The sequence below is a fragment of the Salinisphaera sp. RV14 genome (assembly GCF_052044135.1).
In the GTDB taxonomy this organism is placed as follows: domain Bacteria; phylum Pseudomonadota; class Gammaproteobacteria; order Nevskiales; family Salinisphaeraceae; genus Salinisphaera.
In genome coordinates, this window is record NZ_JBQDYF010000005.1 from 1 (window position 1) to 19281 (window position 19281).

The 19281-nt window shown below is 61.5% G+C and carries 17 protein-coding genes and 1 pseudogene; 7 read left to right on the forward strand and 11 right to left on the reverse strand.

Annotated features, from left to right (window positions below; genetic code table 11):
* The 5 genes and pseudogenes from ACS8Y6_RS06800 to ACS8Y6_RS06820 all read right to left on the reverse strand — a co-directional run.
* A pseudogene (locus ACS8Y6_RS06800) lies at window positions 1-259 on the reverse strand (aldehyde dehydrogenase (NADP(+))); the annotation flags it as partial.
* Window positions 260-410: 151 nt separating this feature from the next.
* Window positions 411-1214, reverse strand: a complete 804-nt coding sequence (locus tag ACS8Y6_RS06805) for an NAD-dependent epimerase/dehydratase family protein (protein ID WP_440855255.1) — start codon at window positions 1212-1214, stop codon at window positions 411-413.
* A 19-nt stretch (window positions 1215-1233) separates the two neighbouring features.
* Window positions 1234-2514 carry a TRAP transporter large permease gene (locus ACS8Y6_RS06810; RefSeq protein WP_440855332.1) on the reverse strand — a complete coding sequence of 427 codons (1281 nt, stop codon included), beginning with the start codon at window positions 2512-2514 and terminating at the stop codon, window positions 1234-1236.
* Complete coding sequence (locus ACS8Y6_RS06815) at window positions 2514-3113, reverse strand: TRAP transporter small permease (protein WP_440855256.1); 600 nt, start codon at window positions 3111-3113, stop codon at window positions 2514-2516. The genes ACS8Y6_RS06810 and ACS8Y6_RS06815 overlap by 1 nt, the downstream gene beginning before the upstream one ends.
* Before the next feature lie 9 nt (window positions 3114-3122).
* On the reverse strand, window positions 3123-4115 hold the full coding sequence (locus tag ACS8Y6_RS06820) for a TRAP transporter substrate-binding protein (protein WP_440855257.1): 993 nt from the start codon (window positions 4113-4115) through the stop codon (window positions 3123-3125).
* A 165-nt stretch (window positions 4116-4280) separates the two neighbouring features.
* On the opposite strand from ACS8Y6_RS06820, the gene ACS8Y6_RS06825 reads away from it, so the two are divergent.
* The 4 genes from ACS8Y6_RS06825 (at window position 4281) to ACS8Y6_RS06840 (ending at window position 8040) form a co-directional block, all read left to right on the forward strand.
* A complete protein-coding gene (locus ACS8Y6_RS06825) occupies window positions 4281-5042 on the forward strand; it encodes a FadR/GntR family transcriptional regulator (RefSeq protein ID WP_440855258.1) in 762 nt (253 codons plus the stop codon).
* Between the two features lie 90 nt (window positions 5043-5132).
* Window positions 5133-6035: a 5-dehydro-4-deoxyglucarate dehydratase gene (gene kdgD, locus ACS8Y6_RS06830; protein WP_440851680.1), complete on the forward strand. Its 903-nt coding sequence runs from the start codon at window positions 5133-5135 to the stop codon at window positions 6033-6035.
* Window positions 6035-7174 carry a mandelate racemase/muconate lactonizing enzyme family protein gene (locus ACS8Y6_RS06835; RefSeq protein ID WP_440855259.1) on the forward strand — a complete coding sequence of 380 codons (1140 nt, stop codon included), beginning with the start codon at window positions 6035-6037 and terminating at the stop codon, window positions 7172-7174. The genes kdgD and ACS8Y6_RS06835 overlap by 1 nt, the downstream gene beginning before the upstream one ends.
* Window positions 7174-8040, forward strand: coding sequence for an amidohydrolase family protein (locus tag ACS8Y6_RS06840; protein WP_440855260.1), 867 nt, complete (start codon window positions 7174-7176; stop codon window positions 8038-8040). Before ACS8Y6_RS06835 ends, ACS8Y6_RS06840 begins: the two co-directional genes overlap by 1 nt.
* Before the next feature lie 6 nt (window positions 8041-8046).
* Here the strand turns inward: ACS8Y6_RS06840 and pyrF are convergent, their stop codons facing one another.
* The 6 genes from pyrF to ACS8Y6_RS06870 all read right to left on the reverse strand — a co-directional run bounded on the left by pyrF (window position 8047) and on the right by ACS8Y6_RS06870 (window position 15676).
* Window positions 8047-8769: an orotidine-5'-phosphate decarboxylase gene (gene pyrF, locus ACS8Y6_RS06845; protein WP_440855261.1), complete on the reverse strand. Its 723-nt coding sequence runs from the start codon at window positions 8767-8769 to the stop codon at window positions 8047-8049.
* 538 nt (window positions 8770-9307) lie between these two features.
* Complete coding sequence (locus ACS8Y6_RS06850; protein ID WP_440855262.1) at window positions 9308-10567, reverse strand: ABC transporter substrate-binding protein; 1260 nt, start codon at window positions 10565-10567, stop codon at window positions 9308-9310.
* Window positions 10568-10838: 271 nt separating this feature from the next.
* On the reverse strand, window positions 10839-12311 hold the full coding sequence (locus ACS8Y6_RS06855; RefSeq protein WP_440855263.1) for an ATP-binding cassette domain-containing protein: 1473 nt from the start codon (window positions 12309-12311) through the stop codon (window positions 10839-10841).
* A complete protein-coding gene (locus ACS8Y6_RS06860; protein ID WP_440855264.1) occupies window positions 12308-13237 on the reverse strand; it encodes a branched-chain amino acid ABC transporter permease in 930 nt (309 codons plus the stop codon). The genes ACS8Y6_RS06855 and ACS8Y6_RS06860 overlap by 4 nt, the downstream gene beginning before the upstream one ends.
* 198 nt (window positions 13238-13435) lie before the next feature.
* Window positions 13436-14350, reverse strand: coding sequence for a branched-chain amino acid ABC transporter permease (locus ACS8Y6_RS06865; protein WP_440849984.1), 915 nt, complete (start codon window positions 14348-14350; stop codon window positions 13436-13438).
* A 153-nt stretch (window positions 14351-14503) separates the two neighbouring features.
* Entirely contained in the window at window positions 14504-15676 is a 1173-nt protein-coding gene (locus ACS8Y6_RS06870; protein ID WP_440849985.1) for an ABC transporter substrate-binding protein, read from the reverse strand.
* 541 nt (window positions 15677-16217) lie between these two features.
* Between ACS8Y6_RS06870 and ACS8Y6_RS06875 the strand changes: the two genes are divergently transcribed.
* From ACS8Y6_RS06875 to ACS8Y6_RS06885, 3 genes are all read left to right on the forward strand, one after another.
* Window positions 16218-16532 (forward strand): hypothetical protein, encoded by a 315-nt coding sequence (locus tag ACS8Y6_RS06875; protein ID WP_440855265.1) that lies wholly within the window; start codon window positions 16218-16220, stop codon window positions 16530-16532.
* A gap of 4 nt (window positions 16533-16536) precedes the next feature.
* Window positions 16537-17304 (forward strand): SDR family NAD(P)-dependent oxidoreductase, encoded by a 768-nt coding sequence (locus tag ACS8Y6_RS06880; RefSeq protein ID WP_440855266.1) that lies wholly within the window; start codon window positions 16537-16539, stop codon window positions 17302-17304.
* A gap of 84 nt (window positions 17305-17388) precedes the next feature.
* Entirely contained in the window at window positions 17389-19026 is a 1638-nt protein-coding gene (locus tag ACS8Y6_RS06885; RefSeq protein WP_440849988.1) for an AMP-binding protein, read from the forward strand.
* Window positions 19027-19281 lie beyond the last annotated feature (255 nt).

Consider the following 19281-nt stretch of genomic DNA (forward strand, 5'->3'; position numbering starts at 1 on the left):
GAATGACCGTATCGCCGAGCGCTTCGATCTCGTCGGCACAGGCTTCGAGAAACGCTGCGCGGGTTTCCGGATCGGTGGTGGAGAAGGTATCGAAGGCGTCGTGCGCGGCTTCGGCAGCGGCGCTGACTTCCACGGATGTCGCTTCGAAGAAGTCCTGCTTGTAGGGGGTGTTGTCCTCGGCGGCCTTGCTCGACATCGGGGTCGAGCCGGCGGCCACGCGCGAGCCTTTGATGAACTGTTGGCCGGTGATCTCGGGCATGGAGAGCTCCTTTCTAGATCAAGACAATTAAGAACAGCGAAGACATTCCATCTGTCGCCATGGCGCGCCTTCGCTCCTTTGAGCCGTTAGCGGGTTGATGGTGACGATCACCATGTAATACAAGCGCTGGGCGTGTGTATGTTCAACACAATCAGTGGGTGTCTTCCGGATGGCCGGCGGCTGCGAAATCGCCACCCTGATAGACCACGGCAGGGTCGTCCGGATCTTGTGGGGCCGCCTCGGCAAGCACCGTATCCCGCCACCGGGCGGCGCTATGGCGTGGTCGCCAGCCCAGGAAATCCGCGGCCGAGTTGTCCCACCAGCGCTCGTCGTTGTCGGAGGCGCCATAGACGATGGTGTTGCCGAGCCGCGGGGCAGTGAAGGCGCGTTCGCACAGGTCCGCGAGATCCTCGGGCGCCAGCCAGGTCGCGAGCATGCGGGGGTTCTTCGGCTGCTCGAAACACGATCCGATCCGGATCGACAGACATTCCTGGCCGAACTTGTCGAAATACAGGCGGGCCAGGTTCTCGCCGAACGCCTTGGAGACGCCATAGAGCGAATCCGGCCGGGGCAGGCTTTGTGCGTCGAGTTTGTCTTCGCGCTTGTAGTAGCCGACCACATGATTGGAGCTGGCAAACACGATGCGCGGCCGGCCATGGGCACGGGCGGCTTCGAACAGGTTGTAGCCGCCCATGATGTTGGCATCGAGGATCTGGTCGAACGGCTTTTCGACCGAGATGCCGCCGAGATGGATGATGCCGTCGCAGCCGGCGATCAGTTCATCCACTGCCGCGCGGTCTGCCAGGTCACAGGCGGTAAAACTCTCGTGCTCGGCAATATCGTCGATGCCTTGACGGTCCGACAGCACCACATGGGTCGCGAACCGCGAAACGAGCGGCCGCAGAGCGGTGCCCACACCGCCGGCCGCGCCCGTCAACAGAAGCCGTTGCAGCATGGCTTGCTCCTTAGCGATTTCAATTCAGAAGATGCGGCAGCGTCATGGATATCGGTGCGATATAAGTCGTGAGCATGAGCGCTGCGAGGATGGCCAGATAGAATGGCCAGATCGTTTTGGCGGCTTGCTCGATGGGGATATCACCGATTGCACAGCCGACAAACAGGCAGGCGCCGACCGGTGGGGTGCACAGGCCGAGCCCCAGGTTCATCATCATCACCACGCCGAACTGGATCGGATCCATGCCGATATCGGTGACCACCGGGAGGAATATGGGGGTGCAGATGAGGATGAGCGCGGCCATGTCCATGATCATGCCCAGCACCAGCAGCATGAGGTTGAGCAACAGCAGGATCACATAAGGATTGCTCGACACCGAGGTCAGAAACGTCGCGAGATTGTCCGGTACGCGATATAGCGCCAGCAGATAGGCGAACGCCGAGGCGCAGCCGACCAGAATCATTACCAGCGAGGTTGTGCGCACTGCCTGGGCGACTGCTGTTTTAAACGCGCTCCAGGTCAGCTCGCGATATACGAGCAGCGTGACGACCAGCGCATAGATGGCGCCGAAAGCGCCGGATTCGGTCACCGTGAGTACGCCCGACAGCACGCCGCCGACGATGATCACTGCCGTGAGTAGACCCGGCAGCGACACGATGAAGCTCGTTAACAGCACCATCCAGCCGGGGAAAGGCTCCGAACCGTAGCCGCGCTTGACCGCAACCGCGTAGGCGGCCACCGCCAGGCACAGACACATCAGAATGCCCGGCACGATGCCGGCGATGAACAGCTTGCCCACTGATATGCCGCCGCCGGCGGCCACCACATAGAGCAGCATGTTGTGGCTTGGCGGGATCACTACGCCGGCGGTGGACGACGTCACCGTCACGTTGACCGCGTAGTCGGCGTCGTAGCCTTTTTCCTTCATCACTGGCATCAGGATCGAGCCGAGCGCCGAGGTATCGGCCACGGCCGAACCGGAAATACCGCCGAACAGCATCGAGGAGACGACGTCCACCATGCCGAGCCCACCGCGCATGCGGCCTACGGCGGCGGCTGCAAAGCGGACCAGCCGGTTGGCGATGCCGCCGTGCAGCATGAGTTCGCCAGCGAAGATAAAAAACGGTATTGCCAGCAACGAGAAACTCGCAATGCCCGACAGAATGCGCTGGAACGCGACGAACAGGGGTAGCCCTTCGTAGAGGAAGGTCGCGATAGAAGCAAGTCCGAGCGCGAAGGCTACGGGCGCGCCGGCGATCAAGCCGACAAAGAAAAGCCCGAAGAGAATGATCAGTCCCATCAGCGTGTCGCTCCCGGCCCGGCGAACAGGCGTTCGATGAAGTCGAAGATAGTGAACGCGACGATCAGGATGCCGCAGAGCACCAGCGGCGCGGCGCGCCACGCCGCCGTGACGCCGAGCATCGGCAGCTCGTGATTGGCATTCGTGAGCGTAAGAACCCAGCCCTGCCAGGCCATGATGGCGCCGAAGGCGATAACCATGAGGTCCGCCAGCACGTGCAAGGTATGTCGGGGCCAGTAAGGAAGCCCCTTGCGCACGAAGTCGATGCTCAGATGCGTGTGTCGATGCACGCCGGCCGCCGTGCCGAGGCAGACGATGTAGATGATCAGCAGCAATGAGAGCTGTTCGATCCAGGTCGGCGTGTTGTTGAGTATATAGCGTCCGTAAACCAGCCAGCCGAAACTGCCCACGATGAACACCAGGCCCATGCCGGCTGCCAGCATGCAGAGCCAGGCGATGCCGTCGAGAACCCGACGTACCGCCGCCAATACGGGCGGCGTGGGCGAATCCGGCGGCGACTTGCCGGCCGGCGGTTGCCGAATGCCGGCCGCCCTGGCGGCCGGCATATCGTGTTCATCAGTCGCGGGTAGCACGCTCATGGCCATCGTTCACTGCGTATTGCGAATCTTCTGCACCAGGCTCTTCTGCGCCGGGTGCGCCTTGTAGAACTTGGCGTAGACCGGCTTCATGGCGTCCTGGAACGGCTTAAGGTTCTTGATCTGGTTGATCCTGGCGCCGTGGTTCGCGACGTATTTCTTGGCTTCGTGCGAATCCTTGGCCCAGAGTCGGCGCTGTTCCTTGGCGGCCGCGATCGCGGCCTGGCGCACGATCTTCTGATCCTTGGCCGATAGCGCGTCCCAACTGGCCTTGGAGATACACAGACACTCCGGGACGATCAGGTGGTCGTCTTCCGAGTAATACTTCGCCACTTCGTAATGGTTGGTCTCCTTGTAGGACGGATAGTTGTTCTCGGCGCCATCGATCACCCCGTTCTTGAGCGCCTGGTAGACATCGCTGAACGGCATCGGCGTGGCGTTGCCGCCGAGGGCCGCAACCATGTCCACGTACAAGTCGTTGTCTTGTACGCGGATCTTCATGCCCTTCAGATCGGACGGCTTTCGGATCGGGTGTTTCGAGTTGTAGAAACTGCGTGCGCCGGAATCGAACCAGGACAGCACCACCAGGCCTTTTCTCTTCATGGCGGCGGCGAACCGGTCGCCGATCGGGCCATCCATGACGTGGTGCATCTGCTGCACACTGTTAAACAGGTAGGGTAGGGAGAGTACGTCGGTCTTGGGTACGTACTGGCCCATCGGACTCATGTTGAAGTTCGCGAAATTGATTGCGCCATTGCTGACCTGCTGAATGGCATCGGTTTGATCGCCCAGCACGGCGTTGTTGTATACCGTGGCCTGGATGTCGCCGTGTGTTTTCTTGGTGATTGTTTGGGCGAACTGCTTGAGCGCCACCGAGTTGGGATAGCCGGGGCTGTGGATGTTCCATCCGCGCCAGGTGGTGGCGGAGGCCGACGCGGCCAGCGATAGGCCAGCCACCAGACCGGCTGCGAGCAGAGTTCGGTGGGTGAGTGTACTCATTGTCATTATGCGGCTCCTTCCTCGGTGCGTGCCGATCACGGTTGTTGTAAGATGACAGAGCTACGGTGATCATACAATTAAGACGTTGGTCGAAAAGGCATGGTTTGCTGCGGATGGCTGGGCGGGAAAATCTGACAGTGGGACCGGCTCGAGCACCAAGGGGTGAATGACGTGAGTAATCCAGAAATCAGCGCGGATACGCCAAAAAAACGTGCGGCTGCACCATCGAAAAAGAAGAAGAACCGACGCAATCTCGTCGCCGAAGTCAGTGGTCGTCTGCGCGAGTTCATCGTTGGTGGCGACCTGCGGCCGGGCGACAAGCTGCCCAGCGAAGCGGGCCTGACGCGCGAATACAGCGTGAGCCGCACGGTGGTGCGGGAAGCTATCGCTTCACTGCGCGCCGATGGGCTGGTCGATGTCCGCCATGGCGTGGGCGTTTTCGTGCGCGAGCCCACCGAGCAGGGGCCTGGCTTCAAACCGGTGGATCGGGCGCGAATATCCTCGATGATCGAAGTGCTGGAATTGCGTTCGGCCATCGAGATCGAGGCCGCGGCGCTGGCCGCCGAGCGCCGCTCGCCGGCTCAGGAAGAGATTCTGTTCGAACGCTTCGACGATCTGAACCGTCTCATCGAAGCGGATCAGCCCACCGTCGCGGCCGATATGGCGCTGCACCTGGCGGTGGCGGACGCCACCAACAATCCGCGTTTTCGCGAATTTCTTACCCTCATGGGGGAGCATCTGATACCGCGTTCGGCGTTGCCCGAAAATGTCGAGGCTGCTGCGCCCGAGGGCTACATGGAGCAGATCCAGGCCGAGCATCTCGCCCTCATTCGGGCGGTGTCGGAACGCGATATCGACAGCGCCCGCGAAGCCATGCGGGCGCACCTCAAGGGTAGCCAGAATCGCTATCGGCGCCTGATTCGTGGCGCTTAGACCATGTGGTAATATCTCTTCAATTATGAGATAAGATGAGTTAGGGTCGGCGGTATCCACCACGCAATCGGAGCGGTACCGCCGAATCTTATGCAGCCCATTGAACTGAAGTCCGCGCTGGCCTCCGGCCTGCTTTCCTTCCCGGTCACGCCTTTCGATGCCGACGGCGACTTCGCGCCCGGGCCCTATGCCGAGCATATCGGCTGGTTGTCCGGCTTCGACGCGGCGACCCTGTTTGCCGCCGGAGGCACCGGGGAGTTCTTCTCGCTCGCGCCTGAGGAAATCCCGCAGATCGTGCGCGAGGCCAAGGCCGCGGCCGGTGACACGCCCATCGTGTCCGGCTGCGGCTATGGCACGCGCATGGCCGTATCGATTGCGCGCGAGGTCGAGGCCGCCGGAGCCGATGGTATTCTACTGTTGCCGCATTATCTGATCGGGGTCAGTCAGGCGGGCTTGATGGCGCATATCCAGACGATCTGCGAAGCCGTGGATGTCGGCGTGATCGTCTACAATCGCGGCAACTCGATCCTGCAGGCCGATACGCTCGAAGCCTTGTGCGAGCGCTGCCCGAATCTCATCGGGTTCAAGGATGGCTCCGGTGATATCGGTCTGGTCCGCGAGATCACGGCGCGACTCGGCGACCGGCTCACGTATCTGGGTGGCATGCCGACGGCGGAACTGTTCGCCGAGGCCTATCTGGGCGCCGGGGTCACGACCTATTCCTCGGCCGTGTTCAACTTTGTGCCGGAGCTGGCTCAGCGCTTCTACAACGCGCTGCGTGCCGGCGATCATGCGCAGACGACCGCCATCCTCAACGATTTCTTCTACCCCTTCGCTGCGATCCGCGACCGCAACGTGGGCTATGCGGTGTCGGCGATCAAGGCTGGCGTGCGCCGGGCTGGGTTCGATGCCGGACCCGTGCGGCCGCCGTTGACCGATCTCACCGAAGAGGAGAGCGAGATGATGGCTTCGCTCATTCGGAGTGCCGGCTGATGCGTGTCTCGGAGGTCCGCACGCACGGCCTGGATCACGGGCTGGCCGAACCATTCGAGAGCGCTTCCGGGCGCTTCGAGCGGCGCCAGCACTGTCTCGTCGAAGTGATCTGCGACGATGGTACGATCGGCTGGGGTGAGTGTCTCGGCCCGCCACGGGTGAACGCGGCGGCGGTCGAGGCATACGCCGCGTTGCTGATTGGGCGCGATCCGCTGGCTACCGACGTGCGTTGGCTGGAGCTTTATCACGCGCTGCGCGATCAGGGGCAGCGTGGCGTGACCGTGACCGCGCTGTCGGGCATCGATATCGCGCTCTGGGACATCAAGGGCAAGCACTTCGGCGTGCCGGTGTCCACGTTGATGGGCGGTCGTTTCCGCGACACGGTCCAGGCCTATGCCACAGGCGGCTTTCGTCCGGACGGCCCGGATCGCACCGCGGCCACCGCCGCGGAAACGGCACGTTATGTCGCGGAAGGCTTCGCTGCGGTCAAGATCAAGATCGGGTTTGGCTACGACGAGGATATGGCGACGATCGCCGCGGTACGCGAGGCGATCGGATCGGAGACCCGGCTGATGATCGACGCCAACCACGGTTACGATGCACTCGAGGCGATCGAAGTCGGGCGAGCTGCGGCGCGCTTCGACATCGACTGGTTCGAGGAGCCGGTGATCCCGGAAGAACCGGCGGTGTACGCCCGGGTGCGCGCAGCGCAGCCTTTGCCGTTGGCCGGCGGTGAAACCTGGCACGGTCGCCACGGCATGCGCCAGGCGCTGGAAGCCGGGGCGGTCGATATCCTGCAGCCGGATGTCTGCGGCACCGGCGGTTTCAGCGAAATGCGTCGTATCGTCGACATGGCCGGCCTGTATGGCGTGCGTGTCGTCCCGCACGTCTGGGGCAGCGGCATCGCACTGGCCGCCAGCCTGCATTGCCTGGCGACCATCCCGTTCGCGCCCCCGCGACCCAGCCCCCGGGCGCCGATACTGGAATTCGACCGCACCCCGAATCCGATTCGTCAGGCGGTCCTGCGCGCGCCGATCGAGCACGAGCAGGGGTGGGTTCGCGTGCCGGAGGGGCCCGGTCTTGGCATCGAGATCGATCGTGATGCGTTGACGCGCTATGTCCGGGCGGACGCCGATTGATGCGCGATATCCCGGTTAACACGCGCCCTCTCGATGGCCCGGCACCCCGGATCGATGTGCCCGAAGGCGCAACCGACTGTCACATCCATGTCTATCTCGAGGGTTACGCGTCGCAGCCCGGCGGGCCGCCGATCGCCGAACTGGCCACGCCCGACGATTATGCCGTGGTCCAGCGCCGCCTGGGCCTGGAACGGGTCGTCATCACCCAGTCCAATGCTTACCAGTTCGATAACGGCGCGACGATCGCGGGTCTGAAAGCCGTCGGCGCCGAAACCGCGCGCGGTGTGGTGGTCGTCGGGCCGGACACGACCGATGCCGAGCTGGCCGAATACCATGCACTCGGCGTGCGCGGGGCCCGTATCATGAATCTGCCGGGCGGTGCTGTGGGTATCGACGGCATGGCCGAAGTCGAAGCCCGTATCCGCGGATGGGGTTGGCATTTGATGGTGCAGTTCGACGGCCGCGAGATCGAGCGCCACCGGCCGGCGCTGGAAGCGACCCAGGTCGACTACATCATCGACCACACCGGCAAGTTCCTGGCGCCGGTATCGGCCGATGATCCACGCGTGGATACTCTGCTGCGGCTGATCGATCGCGGCAATGCCTGGTTCAAGATCGCCGGCCTGTACGAAACCAGCCGTGTCGGTGCGCCGGATTTCGCCGATGTCGCGCCGATCGCGCGCCGTGTGATCGCGCATGCGCCGGAGCGCGTGATCTGGGGCTCGAACTGGCCGCATGTCGGCGTCGCGCGTGCGGATTACCCGGACGATGCCGTCCTGCTCGACAATCTGGCGGATATGGCCGACGAGGCGACGCGCCGGCGCATCCTGGTCGATAATCCGGCCGCGCTCTACGGCTTTGCCTGAGCCGACTCAGCTGCGCGCGAGCACCGCGGCGGCGATTTCTTCCTGAATGGCCGCGGCCGCCGCCGCAGGATCCGTCGCCTGCCGGATCGGGCGCCCCACCACTAGATAATCGGCCCCGGCCGCGATGGCTCGGGCCGGTGTCATCACGCGTTTCTGGTCGTCCGGCGGGGCCTCGTTGTCCACGGGACGGATGCCTGGTGTGACCGTGATCAGCGTCTCCGGGGCCTCGGCGCGCAAGCGCTCCAGTTCGAGGCCCGAGGAAACGATGCCGTCGCAGCCGGCTTCCAGTGCGCGCCGGGCGCGGGAAAGCACGAGCTCGTCGATATCGCAGTCGAATCCCAGATCGGTCATGTCGCCGCGATCCAGGCTGGTGAGCGCGGTCACCGCCAGGATCTTCGCGTTGCCTTTGCGCGCCGCGCCGGCCGCTTCCATGATGCCCTGGTTGCCGTGAACGGTAATGAAGTCCACATCGCGAGCATCCAGCCGGGCGACCGCGGCCGCCACGGTGGCCGGGACATCGAACAGTTTTACGTCCACGAAGACCTTCTTGCCGCGCGTCTTCAACCAGTCGACCAGCTCGAAATAGCCCGGCGACATCGCCAGTTCCAGGCCGACCTTGTAGAAGGTGACCGTGTCGCCCAAGGTTGCGACCAACGCGCGGGCCGCATCGGTGTCGGGCACGTCGAGGGCGAAAATGAGGCGGTCGCGGTTATCCGAAATATGCGTCATGGGCTCGGGTCGGTGAACTGGTGATGGCGGGTTTGTCGCGGTTGCGCGCCCATTGTAAAGCGGCGGGCGCGGAGTTCGCAGGTACGCTATCACCCGGCACAGAAATAGCCGAAAAATCAGATGGTTTCAACGCCGTGAAAAACGAAAGCCGGCGCATGTCCGTTTTTTGTGTTGATGACTTCGCGGCCCATGGCCGTGGCGGGCAGGCATGCGCATACTCGCGTTATTGATCCGGCATGAAGGTGTTTTCATGCCGGATCAGTAGTTAACGAGTAACGCAGCTGAATATTGCCGCGGTGGTCGCAGGGGTCGTGCGCGTATTAATGTGTCATGCGCGGCCGGTTAGCGCCCATCAAGCACGAATCCAGGCGCGTGACGGGATCGAGGTTCAGGCGATCGGCCGTGGAAGGTCGTGATTGCCATTATCGCTCTGAAGCGGATGCGCGGCCACGCGCCCGGCGTTGTACCTACGGGGGGTGTTGACCCACGCCTGTGTGCCGGGTCCTATCCGGGTTTGTTAGCCGCGTTCGTGTTTCTGTCACGAACCCGAGCCGGCAGGCTCGGGCACGAACTTCGGCAGTTCGACTTTGCCGTCTGCGACACTGGCCGGCCAGATCACGACCGGATTGCCATGCTGCCACTGAATCGCGATGCCGGATACATATTTCTTGCCGAATCTGAGACCGTGGACAAACTTCGCGTCGCGGCCGAGGAACTGCTCGCGGCCCTGCGTGCCGACGTAATCGGTTTTTTCCAAAGATTTGACCAAGGCGTCGGCGTTCGTCGTGCCGGCCCGCTCAATTGCGTTCTTGAGGATGAACAGGGTGTCGTAGGTCGAATAAGACGTGTAAGAAGGCGACGTGCCAAAGGCTTTTTCGAACTTGTTCGCAAACGGGATCGTCTTGGGTGTGATCGCGGCCTTGTCTGACGCCACCGTGCCGGTGATTACGCCTTCCGTGGCACCGTTGGTATCTTTCCAGAAACTGCTTGATCCGGCCTGTGAGCTCCAGCCGGCAAACAGAAACGGGTTTTGCCCGCTGTGCCATTGCACGGTGGGCCGGGTGCCGGCATGGGCCATGCCTGTAATCATGACGCCTGCGTTATGTTTTTCGATGCGGTTGAAGATCGGGCTGAAATTACTGGTATCGCCGCTGAAACGCACGTGATCGACCATCTTGAGGCCGGCTTTCGGTAGGCATTTCATATACTCTTTATCCAGCGGTTTGGTCCAGGCAAAGTCCTCGCTTACCACTGCGGCACGCTTGTAGCCCAATTTTTTAGACAGGATGTCTTTTGCGTAACCGCAAACCACCCGGGCGCCGGTATTGGAATTGAACGTGGTACGAAACACATACTTGTAACGCGCGTAGTTGTTGTGAATTCGTTCGTTGACCTTGGTGCTCCAGGCGCCAGTGATGATGAACGGCTCCTTGAGTCGGGCTGCCCAGGGTTCCTGGGCCAGTGCGACCTCACTAATAAATGTGCCCACCACAGCGACCGCGTGATCCTGTTTGACCGCCCGTTGAAACGCCCGCACGCCATCGGACGCGGACGAATGGTTGTCCATGGTGATCAGCTTTATGGGTCTGCCGTTGATCCCGCCTGCCGCGTTGATCTTCTGGGCAGCCAATTGCGCGCCCTGGATAATCCCCTTGCCGTTGATGGTGGACTGCGCGGCAATCACCGCTATGGGGATGGGTTGGGGCGAATCGGCGCACGCCGCGCCCGCCGGCAGAAGCATGGCGGCGGATAAACCGGCCGCGAGAATACGTTGACCGGGTCGATTGGAACACATCATTGATATCTCCTCTGATTGTTTTTATCCTGGCTTTCTCATCGTATAACGCTCGTGGCTAATCAGATTAAAATGATTTCTGGCGTCGTGATGGCCCGGACCCGGGTCAAAGCGCTGATCCGGCTTTATGACTGATCGCATTCGTCGTCTTTTTCTTCTGATTTCACGGGAAATATTGCTCCGGCGAGAGTCGTCCATTCGGCAGGCCTTCGAAATAGCGCCCGTAAAACCCATTGGCACCGCGGTCGGCGCGCTCATTCATGCTGAACCCAGACTAAATATAGCTTTCTCCCACTTCGCTCTCGAAGGCTTCGGTGTCACCGCGCCAGCTGATGACGCCATTCTCCAGCAGAAAAATTCGCTCGGAATGACGCAGCGCAAAATGCAGGTTCTGCTCGGCAAGCAGGATGGTCGTATTGAAACGCGTGCGCAGCGTTTCCAGGGCGTCCGAAATCGAGTCCATGATCAGCGGCGCCAGCCCGAGCGTGGGTTCGTCGAGTATCAACAGCTGGGGTCGGAGCATCAGGCCACGGGCGATCGTCAGCATCTGCTGTTCGCCGCCGCTGAGTGTGTTGGCGAGCTGCCAGCGGCGCTCCGCGAGCCGCGGAAACAGCTCGAAAACCTCTCCCAGCGTCTCCTGTTTGGCCTTTCGATCGAGATAAAAGCCACCCAGTTCGAGGTTTTCTTCGACCGACATGTAGCGAAACAGCTTGCGGTCCTCAGGGCAGTGAGCGATTCCACTCCGGCTGATTGAAGCCGACGACCGGCCCTTGATCGAGCTGCCTTGCCACAGCACATCGCCCTGGTAGTCGACAAAACCGGTGATCGCGTTGAACAGACTGGTTTTGCCGGCGCCGTTCAGGCCCACCACCGAAACGAACTCGCCCTTGGCAACGTCGATGTAGACCTCTTGCAGGGCTTCGGCCTTTCCGTATCGAACCCCGTCGATGCGCGTGCTCAGCAAAGGCGGGGCGTCGGCGCGCGGCGCCTCGGTCCGCTTGTGTCCGGTACGGTCTTCCATTGCGGTGCCAAGGAAGACTTCGCGGACTTTGGCGTCGCGCATGACTTCGTCGGCGGTGCCTTCGGCGATCCGGGCGCCTTGATGCATGGCGACGACCCGATCCACCAGGCCGGCAACCGCTTTGACATTGTGGTCGACGAGCACGATGCCGCGTTCCGGACTCTGGAACTCGCGAATGAACGTGATGAACTGCCGGACTTCGGCGGGCGCGAGACCGGCGAACGGTTCATCGAGCAACAGAACGCGCGGTTCGAGCGCGAGCGCCTTGGCAAATTCCAGCCGGCGCAGTTCCGAAAACGACAGCTGATCGGCCGTGACGTCGGCGACCCGGGATAGCCCGACCCAGTCGGCGACTTCCCGTGCACGTCGGGTCAGCGCGGGTCGCGGCAGGCAGTCGAGAAGGCCGCCGCTCAGCAGGGCGAGTTTGATGTTTTGGATCGTGGTCTGGCGCTTGAGCGGGCGGGAATGCTGGAAGACCATGGCCAGCCCATGGGCCGCCGATTGATACAGTCGCACTTTCCTGACGTCGCGCCCTTGGCACCGGATATGCCCGTCGTCCGCACGCTGGACGCCCATCAGCAGGCTTAGCGTGGTCGATTTACCCGAACCGTTCGGGCCGATCAGGCCGAGGATCTCACCCGCATCCACTGAAAACGATAGCTTGTTGACGGCCTGAACGCCGCCGAACCGCTTGCTTAAATCAGATACCTCAAGTATCGCAGTCACGTGCCGCGCCGTCCCAGTCGATGAATGAGTCCGATGAAGCCGTCCGGAAACGACAGCAGAATAATCAGGGCGACCAGCGCCACGACCACGTTGTTCAATTGGCCGAGCGGGCGCAGTATCTCGTTGGCGACGATGATGAAGATCGCCCCGATGGCAGGCCCGATGATGGAACGCCGCCCGCCGAGAATGGTCGAGATAATCACCTGCAGCGTGACCGAAACCGCGACCACGGTGGATATCGACACGGTGCCGAAATAGAAGATCATCATGGCGCCCGCCCAGCCCGAGATGAACGCGCTGAGGATGAATCCGACAATCTTGTACTTGACGATATTGATCCCGAGTGCCTGGGTCGCGATCGGATCCTGGCCGCTGGCCTCCAGTATCAGGCCGATGGATGAACGGCCGATCAAAAACAGGACCAGTCCGCTGATCAGCATGAAGATCAGTGCATCGTAGTAGTTCACCCAAGCGCTCAGCGAAAGCAGACCCGGGACACCGAGTCCCACTTCGCCGCCGGTGACACTGGAGAAGGTGACAATCAGTTTTTCGAGTATGAGCGCCGCGACGAGCGTGATCACGCCGAAGTAAGGCCCGCGCAACCGCAACGCCGGTGCCACCATCAACAATCCGGCAACCACTGCAGCGAACGCGCCAAGCGCGATGCAGGACCACACGCCGAGGTCGGTGTGGACGTTCAGCAGGGCGCTGGCGTAGGCGCCGACGCCGATGAAAAAGGTCGGGCCGAAGTTCACCTCGCCGGAATAACCGAACAGCAGATCCCAAGACATCGCAAAACCGGTGAAGATATAAGCGATGGTGAGGACGCCGAGGATGTAATAAGAAGACTCGTACGGCAGCAGGGCGAGTACGACGAGCACGGCCAGCATGATCCAGAATTGAAACGAACGAAGATATGAAGTCATATCGAATCACCCGGTCCGGCTAACGAGGCACCCGGCGTTTGCGTGAATAGGCGTGATAACCGGGCGGCATCGGGGTTCACCGGGCATTTTCGAATAGGGAATAGCATCGAAGCCTCCGAGCGCGTGGGGCGCGGCTTGCGTGCAATCCAGAGGCAAACAAGGGAAGTGCGATTCATGTGACAAAATCCGCGCGGGTGCTCATCGCCGGCCGAACAGCCCCTGGGGCCGTAGCAGCAAGACCACGACCAAAAGAAAAAGCGCCGGCAGTTCGGTGATCGAGGAAGAAATCAGATAGGCCGTCAGCGTGCCGATGAAACCGATGATGTAGGCGGCGACCAACGAACCGAGTACGTTGCCCAGGCCACCGAGAATAACGATCGTGAAGGCCAGCGCGGTCATTGTGGGTATCGCATCCGGGCTGGCGCCCAGGAACGAGGCCAGCAGCACGCCGGAAATGCCGGTCAGCAGGCCATATAATCCCCAGACAACCAGATTGACGAACATCAGCTCGACGCCGATCAGACCCAGCGCGGCCGGCGTCATCGACGCCGCGAGCAACGCCTTGCCAAGCCGTGTCCTGTTGATGAAGAACCAGACCATGCCGATGATGAGCCAGGCAATCAGGCCGATGAGAAGCTCGTTGATGGATGTGGTGACCCCAAACGGATGAACCACTCCGGTGGCGAGCGCCGGTGTCGTCACCGGGTTCGATCCGAACAGGTAGCCGAACACCCCTTGTACGATGATCCCGGTGAGCAGGGTCGCGGTGAGGATGAACACTTCTTTTTCTTCATCCGGTATCCGTCGAGAACGCTCGATCGGCCGCACGACGGCGAAGTAGAGGATATAGGCCGACGCAATCGAGGCAGCGATACCGGCCAGGCTGCCGCTCCAGAGATCGAACCCCAGGCTCTGGATCGTAAACCAGGCCACAAAGGCCGCAATCACCAAGTGCGCGCCGTGCGCGAGATTCAAAACGCCGGACACACCAAATATGAGAGTGAATCCCACTGCGCCCAGCGCATAGATCGCGCTGATCACAATGCCGTTGATGATGATCTCAGCGGCTAGATGTGCCAAATGCCAATCTCCTGTCAGTTCGCCTGCGCGCACGAATGCGAATAAATCACACCAAGCGTTCACGTGCCGGTGTCAATAAACGATCGGAATACGGGATGTGCCGGGTCGGATGCGACGCAGCGCTCCGAGGTCGAAATGCCGGGACCGGCGCATAGGCGCCGGTCCCGGGCCGTCTGATATGCGATATCAGGAAGCCGGATTCACGAATGACGGTATTTTGACCGGTTTGGCCACCGCCGCCGGCCACACCGGCACTTGTTTGCCGTCCTGCCACTGGAATAGCACGCCCGTCGTCAATCCCGGGCCGAACTGCAGGTCGTGCGTGTACTGCGACTGCTTGCCGTAGAACTTGATATGGCCAATCGTGCCCGTGGTATCGGTCTGCTCCAACGCCGAAACCATCTTGTCCGGATCGGTCGAATGCGACGCCTCGATCGCATTCTTGAGCAGATAGAGCGCATCGTAGGTGGTATAACCGGTGTAGCCGGGAAAATTGTGGAATTTCGCGTGATAGGCTTGCGTAAACGGCTCCGTCTTGTCCGAAAGGGCCGCGCCGGGCACCGCGCTCGACTGCGAGATCACGCCCTGGGCCGCGCCGTTGCTTTTCTGCCAGAAGCTCGAACTGCCTGCCTGTGCGTTCACGCCCACCAGAAGCGCGGGTACCTGCCGCTGTGACCACTGAATGGTCGGTCGCAAACCGGTATGCGCCCAGCCGGTCAGGATGAGAGGCACTTTTTTGTTTTCAATCTGGTTGAATATCGGGCCGAAGTCGTTGGTATCGGGCGAATAGCGAACTTCCTTGACGATCTTGACGTTGGTCTGGGATTGCAGGTTCTGCTTCCACGTTTGGCCGAGCGGAACGGTCCAGGCGGAGTCTTCGGCCATAATCGCAGCGCGCTTGAACCCTTTGGGGGCAAGGCTGTGGTGGATGAAATCAATCACCGACTCGGCCATGAAGTGCGCATTAAGCTTGTCGCGAAACACGTATTTGTATTCGCTGTAGTGGTTGTGCACGCGCTGGGTGATCTTCGGACTGGCGGCGCCGGTGACGATGAACGGCATCTTCAGGCGTGCCGACCACGGCTCCATCGACAGGGCGACTTCGCTGATGAACGTGCCCACCATCGCGACCGTATGATCGCGATTGGCGGCGCGTTGCATGGCACGAACGCCGTCCGAGGCGGATTTATGGTCGTCATAAAAGAAAAGCTTGATCTGCCGGCCGTCGATGCCCCCCGCCGCATTGATATGCTCGGCCGCCAGCTTGGCGCCGTTGACGATTGACTTGCCTTCCAGTGTTTCCTGCGGCGCCACGACGCCGATGTTGATGGGCTGAGCTGCACTGGCCAGTGCCGGCATGATCGCTAGCAGACAACCGGCGGCGAAAAGGCACCGCAAACGCCGGTATGCCTGGCCTGGCCATGTTCTGATCGAGTTCGTTTCCATCGTGTTTCCCCGGACGTAGAAGAACTCGAAGATACTCGAATATAGCGAGGGAGAAACATGTATGCGGCATATATCAAACTAAAGTAGCAGCGCCCAATCCAGACAGTGCCACTTTGAATGGTCCCGGGAATACCGGAGATTGCCTCTGTTGCGCGTAGGGACCCTGAGACAGGGCAAGCTTTGTTTATCGTGATTCCGCGTATCCGTGGCGATGCCAACCGGGGGAAGTGTCAGTGGAATCAAGAGGGCGGCCCGACCCTCCGGGACAAGCCGGTCATGGTCGGTAGATCGCGCCGTGACAAGCCTTTGTCGGCCCGGTTGCAGCGCGTCTTGCCAAAACCGGCGCGCGGCCCGCCGCTGGTCCGCCAGGGGCGCTGGCTTGTCGATGCATCTTGAAGGCGGCGCCTTGACTGCTGGCCACGAGCGCTCGAATGTCTGCTATAGATGTCAGACTGTGGTGCATACACCGATCGGCCAGGCCTATCGCGCCATAGGCAATGCGGTGCAGGTTTTATTCGGCGATGGCTCGGCGGCCGGTAAGGCGTCGGTGGACTACCCGATCGGCCATCGACGGCGGCGCGCCGAGCGCATCCCGGACTTGAAGAAGAGGTTCGAAGCCGATCTTGCGTTGAAGATCGCGCCGACGAAGGTGGCCCGTATCCACGAGATCCTGGCCGATCGATCAGGCCCGGGCCCGATTTCACCGACCTGTCTCTGGCCTGGCGGGGCGGCGCTGACGTCGATCGTTTGTTTGAACGTCAACGAGTAGTGGCATGAGAGAGTATTTCAGTCTTGAAAATCGCGTGGCCGTGGTGACCGGAGCCGGCGGCGGCCTGGGCAGCAGCTTTGCCGAGATTCTGGCCGATGCCGGTGCCCGCGTTGCATTGTGCGGCCGCCGGCGTGCGCCGTTGGAGAAAACCGCTGAAGCCATCGATGCCGTCGGCGGTCGCGCGGCGATCGTGCCCCTGGATGTCACGGACACGGGTTCGATAAAGACGGGCTTTGACAGCATAGAAGCCCAGCTGGGTGTCGTCGATATCGCGGTATGCAACGCGGGTGTGGCTAAACCGTCGCTGGCGCTCGATATGAGTGAAGCAGATTGGAGCAGTACGATCGAGGTCAACCTGAGCGGCTGCTGGCGAATCGCGCAGGAATCGGCCCGACGGCTCAAGGCTGCCGGGCAGGGTGGCGCGATCATCAACGTGAGTTCGATTCTCGGTCATCGGGTGGCGCCGGCCCTGGCGGCCTACGCTGCCTCCAAGGGCGCGCTGGAACAGCTTACCCGGGCTCTCGCACTGGAGTGGGCGCGGGACAATATTCGTGTCAACGCATTAGCGCCCGGTTATATTGAAACCGACATGAATCGTGAATTCTTCGAGTCCGAGCCGGGACAGAAGATGATCCGACGCATACCGCAGAAACGACTGGGGCAGCCCCACGAGCTGGCGGCTCCCTTGCTGTTACTCGCTTCGGACGCCGGCTCCTACATGACGGGATCGACCCTGGTCGTTGACGGCGGGCACTTGCAGTCGTCGCTGTAACAAGGATGCCGGCACTGATAAAAATTCCGCGAGCGGCCGTTCGCAAGACCATGGTCGACTGGTGACAACAATACGGAGGAGACCATGGCCCAAGCCGACTATGACCGGCTAGACCGTAGTTCGGCCAACCACATCCCATTGTCGCCACTGAGCTTTTTACGGCGTTCGGCGGTGGTTTATGGCGACCGCGATGCTGTCATCGACAGCGACATGACGTTGACTTATGCCGAATTCGATCGCCGTTGTCGCCGCTTGGCCAGCGCCTTGGCGGAACGCGGCATCAAACGGGGCGATACGGTGGCGATCCTGTGTCGCAATACGCATGAAATGCTCGAAGCGCGCTATGCCGTGCCGATGCTCGGGGCGGTGCTCAATCCATTGAATACGCGTCAGGATCCACCATCGGTCGCTACCATGCTGGCGCACGGCAAGGCGACGACATTGATCTGCGATCATGTTTTTGCCGAAATCGTCCTGCATATGCGGAATATCCTGGACCGCGAAATGCCCGAGGTCATCGTGGTCGACAGTCACGGCACACCCGCGGGATCGCTGGTCGGGGAACGCTTCGAGGATCTGATCGCAGCCGGCGATCCGGCCTTCGAACCGCCCGGCGTGGCTAATGAGTGGGATGCGCTGACGCTGTTGTACACCTCGGGCACGACAGGCGCCCCCAAGGGTGTCGTGTATCACCATCGCGGCGCTTATCTGGCCGCCATGGCCAATGCCATGGCCTTTCACATGGGCCCGGACTCGGTCTTTCTTTGGACTCTGCCGATGTTCCATTGTGACGGCTGGGGATATGTCTGGGCCACAACCGCGGCCGGCGCGACCCATGTCTGTCTCGAGAGCGTTGATGCGGCCTTGATTCATGAACGCATGGAAACGCACGGGGTCACCCATCTCTGCGGCGCCCCGGTTGTGCTCAACAGTCTGCTGACCGATTTCGAGAATCGCGGTCTGAGTCTGTCGACAAGAGCGGATTTCGCGCTGGGTGGGGCGGCGCCGCCGGCTGCGGTGATCGATCGTGCCCGGCGACTGGGCTTCGACATCACCCATCTCTATGGATTGACCGAGACCTACGGCCCCTCGACGCTATGTGTCTGGCAACCCGCCTGGGAGCAACTGGACGCCAAGGCACGTGCCGCGCGCATGGCGCGTCAGGGGGTGGCCAACTTCGCGATCGAAGACGTCGCCGTACTCGATGAGGCCGGTAAACCGGTGGCTGACGACGGCGAGACCATCGGCGAGTTGTGCCTGCGCGGGCACACCGTGATGAAGGGATATCTCAACAACCCCGAAGAAACCGATGCTGCCTTCGCCGATGGCTGGTTCCATACCGGGGATTTGGCGGTGCGGCATGCCGACGGCTACGTCGAGATCAAGGATCGGGCCAAGGACATCATTATCTCCGGTGGCGAGAATATTTCTAGTCTCGAGATCGAGAGCGTGCTCTACGAGCATCCGGCGGTGGCCGAGGTTGCCGTGGTTGCCGAACCGCATCCGCACTGGGGCGAACGGCCGTGCGCTTTTGTCACCCTGGTCGAGGGTGCCGAAAGCCGCGTGGACGAGGCTGCACTGATCGGCTTCTGCCGTGAGCGCATGGCCCATTTCAAGGTGCCGGGTCGCGTGGTGTTCGGCGGATTACCGCGTACGGCAACGGGCAAGGTGCGGAAAAGCGCGCTGCGCGATAGCGTCTGTTCCGGCGATATGGATTCGTGAAGAGCGAAACACATAGGCGCCTTGATGTTCGAATGGATACATCGAGACGGCTCAGGCCGTGTCGTCACGAAATATCGAGCCATAAGCAAAGGCAGGCGACTCGGGCTTGGGCCAGGAACCACGAGCGTCGTTTGGCGTAGCGTATGGCGCGGTCACGCCCATCGGTCAAACTTATGCCAACGGTTATAACTATGGATCGTTGCAGGCCCGGTTACGACGGGTATCGGGTTTAATACGCCCGGCCTCGACCAACAG

Excerpts from the sequence above, each read along its gene's own strand:
- ACS8Y6_RS06820 (WP_440855257.1), bottom strand. The coding sequence starts at position 4,115 with ATGACAATGAGTACACTCACCCACCGAACTCTGCTCGCAGCCGGTCTG.
- ACS8Y6_RS06880 (WP_440855266.1), top strand. The coding sequence starts at position 16,537 with ATGAGAGAGTATTTCAGTCTTGAAAATCGCGTGGCCGTGGTGACCGGA.
- ACS8Y6_RS06810 (WP_440855332.1), bottom strand. The coding sequence starts at position 2,514 with ATGGGACTGATCATTCTCTTCGGGCTTTTCTTTGTCGGCTTGATCGCC.
- ACS8Y6_RS06860 (WP_440855264.1), bottom strand. The coding sequence starts at position 13,237 with ATGACTTCATATCTTCGTTCGTTTCAATTCTGGATCATGCTGGCCGTG.
- ACS8Y6_RS06885 (WP_440849988.1), top strand. The coding sequence starts at position 17,389 with ATGGCCCAAGCCGACTATGACCGGCTAGACCGTAGTTCGGCCAACCAC.
- pyrF (WP_440855261.1), bottom strand. The coding sequence starts at position 8,769 with ATGACGCATATTTCGGATAACCGCGACCGCCTCATTTTCGCCCTCGAC.
- ACS8Y6_RS06815 (WP_440855256.1), bottom strand. The coding sequence starts at position 3,113 with ATGAGCGTGCTACCCGCGACTGATGAACACGATATGCCGGCCGCCAGG.
- ACS8Y6_RS06850 (WP_440855262.1), bottom strand. The coding sequence starts at position 10,567 with ATGATGTGTTCCAATCGACCCGGTCAACGTATTCTCGCGGCCGGTTTA.
- kdgD (WP_440851680.1), top strand. The coding sequence starts at position 5,133 with ATGCAGCCCATTGAACTGAAGTCCGCGCTGGCCTCCGGCCTGCTTTCC.
- ACS8Y6_RS06840 (WP_440855260.1), top strand. The coding sequence starts at position 7,174 with ATGCGCGATATCCCGGTTAACACGCGCCCTCTCGATGGCCCGGCACCC.
- ACS8Y6_RS06870 (WP_440849985.1), bottom strand. The coding sequence starts at position 15,676 with ATGCCGGCACTGGCCAGTGCAGCTCAGCCCATCAACATCGGCGTCGTG.
- ACS8Y6_RS06805 (WP_440855255.1), bottom strand. The coding sequence starts at position 1,214 with ATGCTGCAACGGCTTCTGTTGACGGGCGCGGCCGGCGGTGTGGGCACC.
- ACS8Y6_RS06835 (WP_440855259.1), top strand. The coding sequence starts at position 6,035 with ATGCGTGTCTCGGAGGTCCGCACGCACGGCCTGGATCACGGGCTGGCC.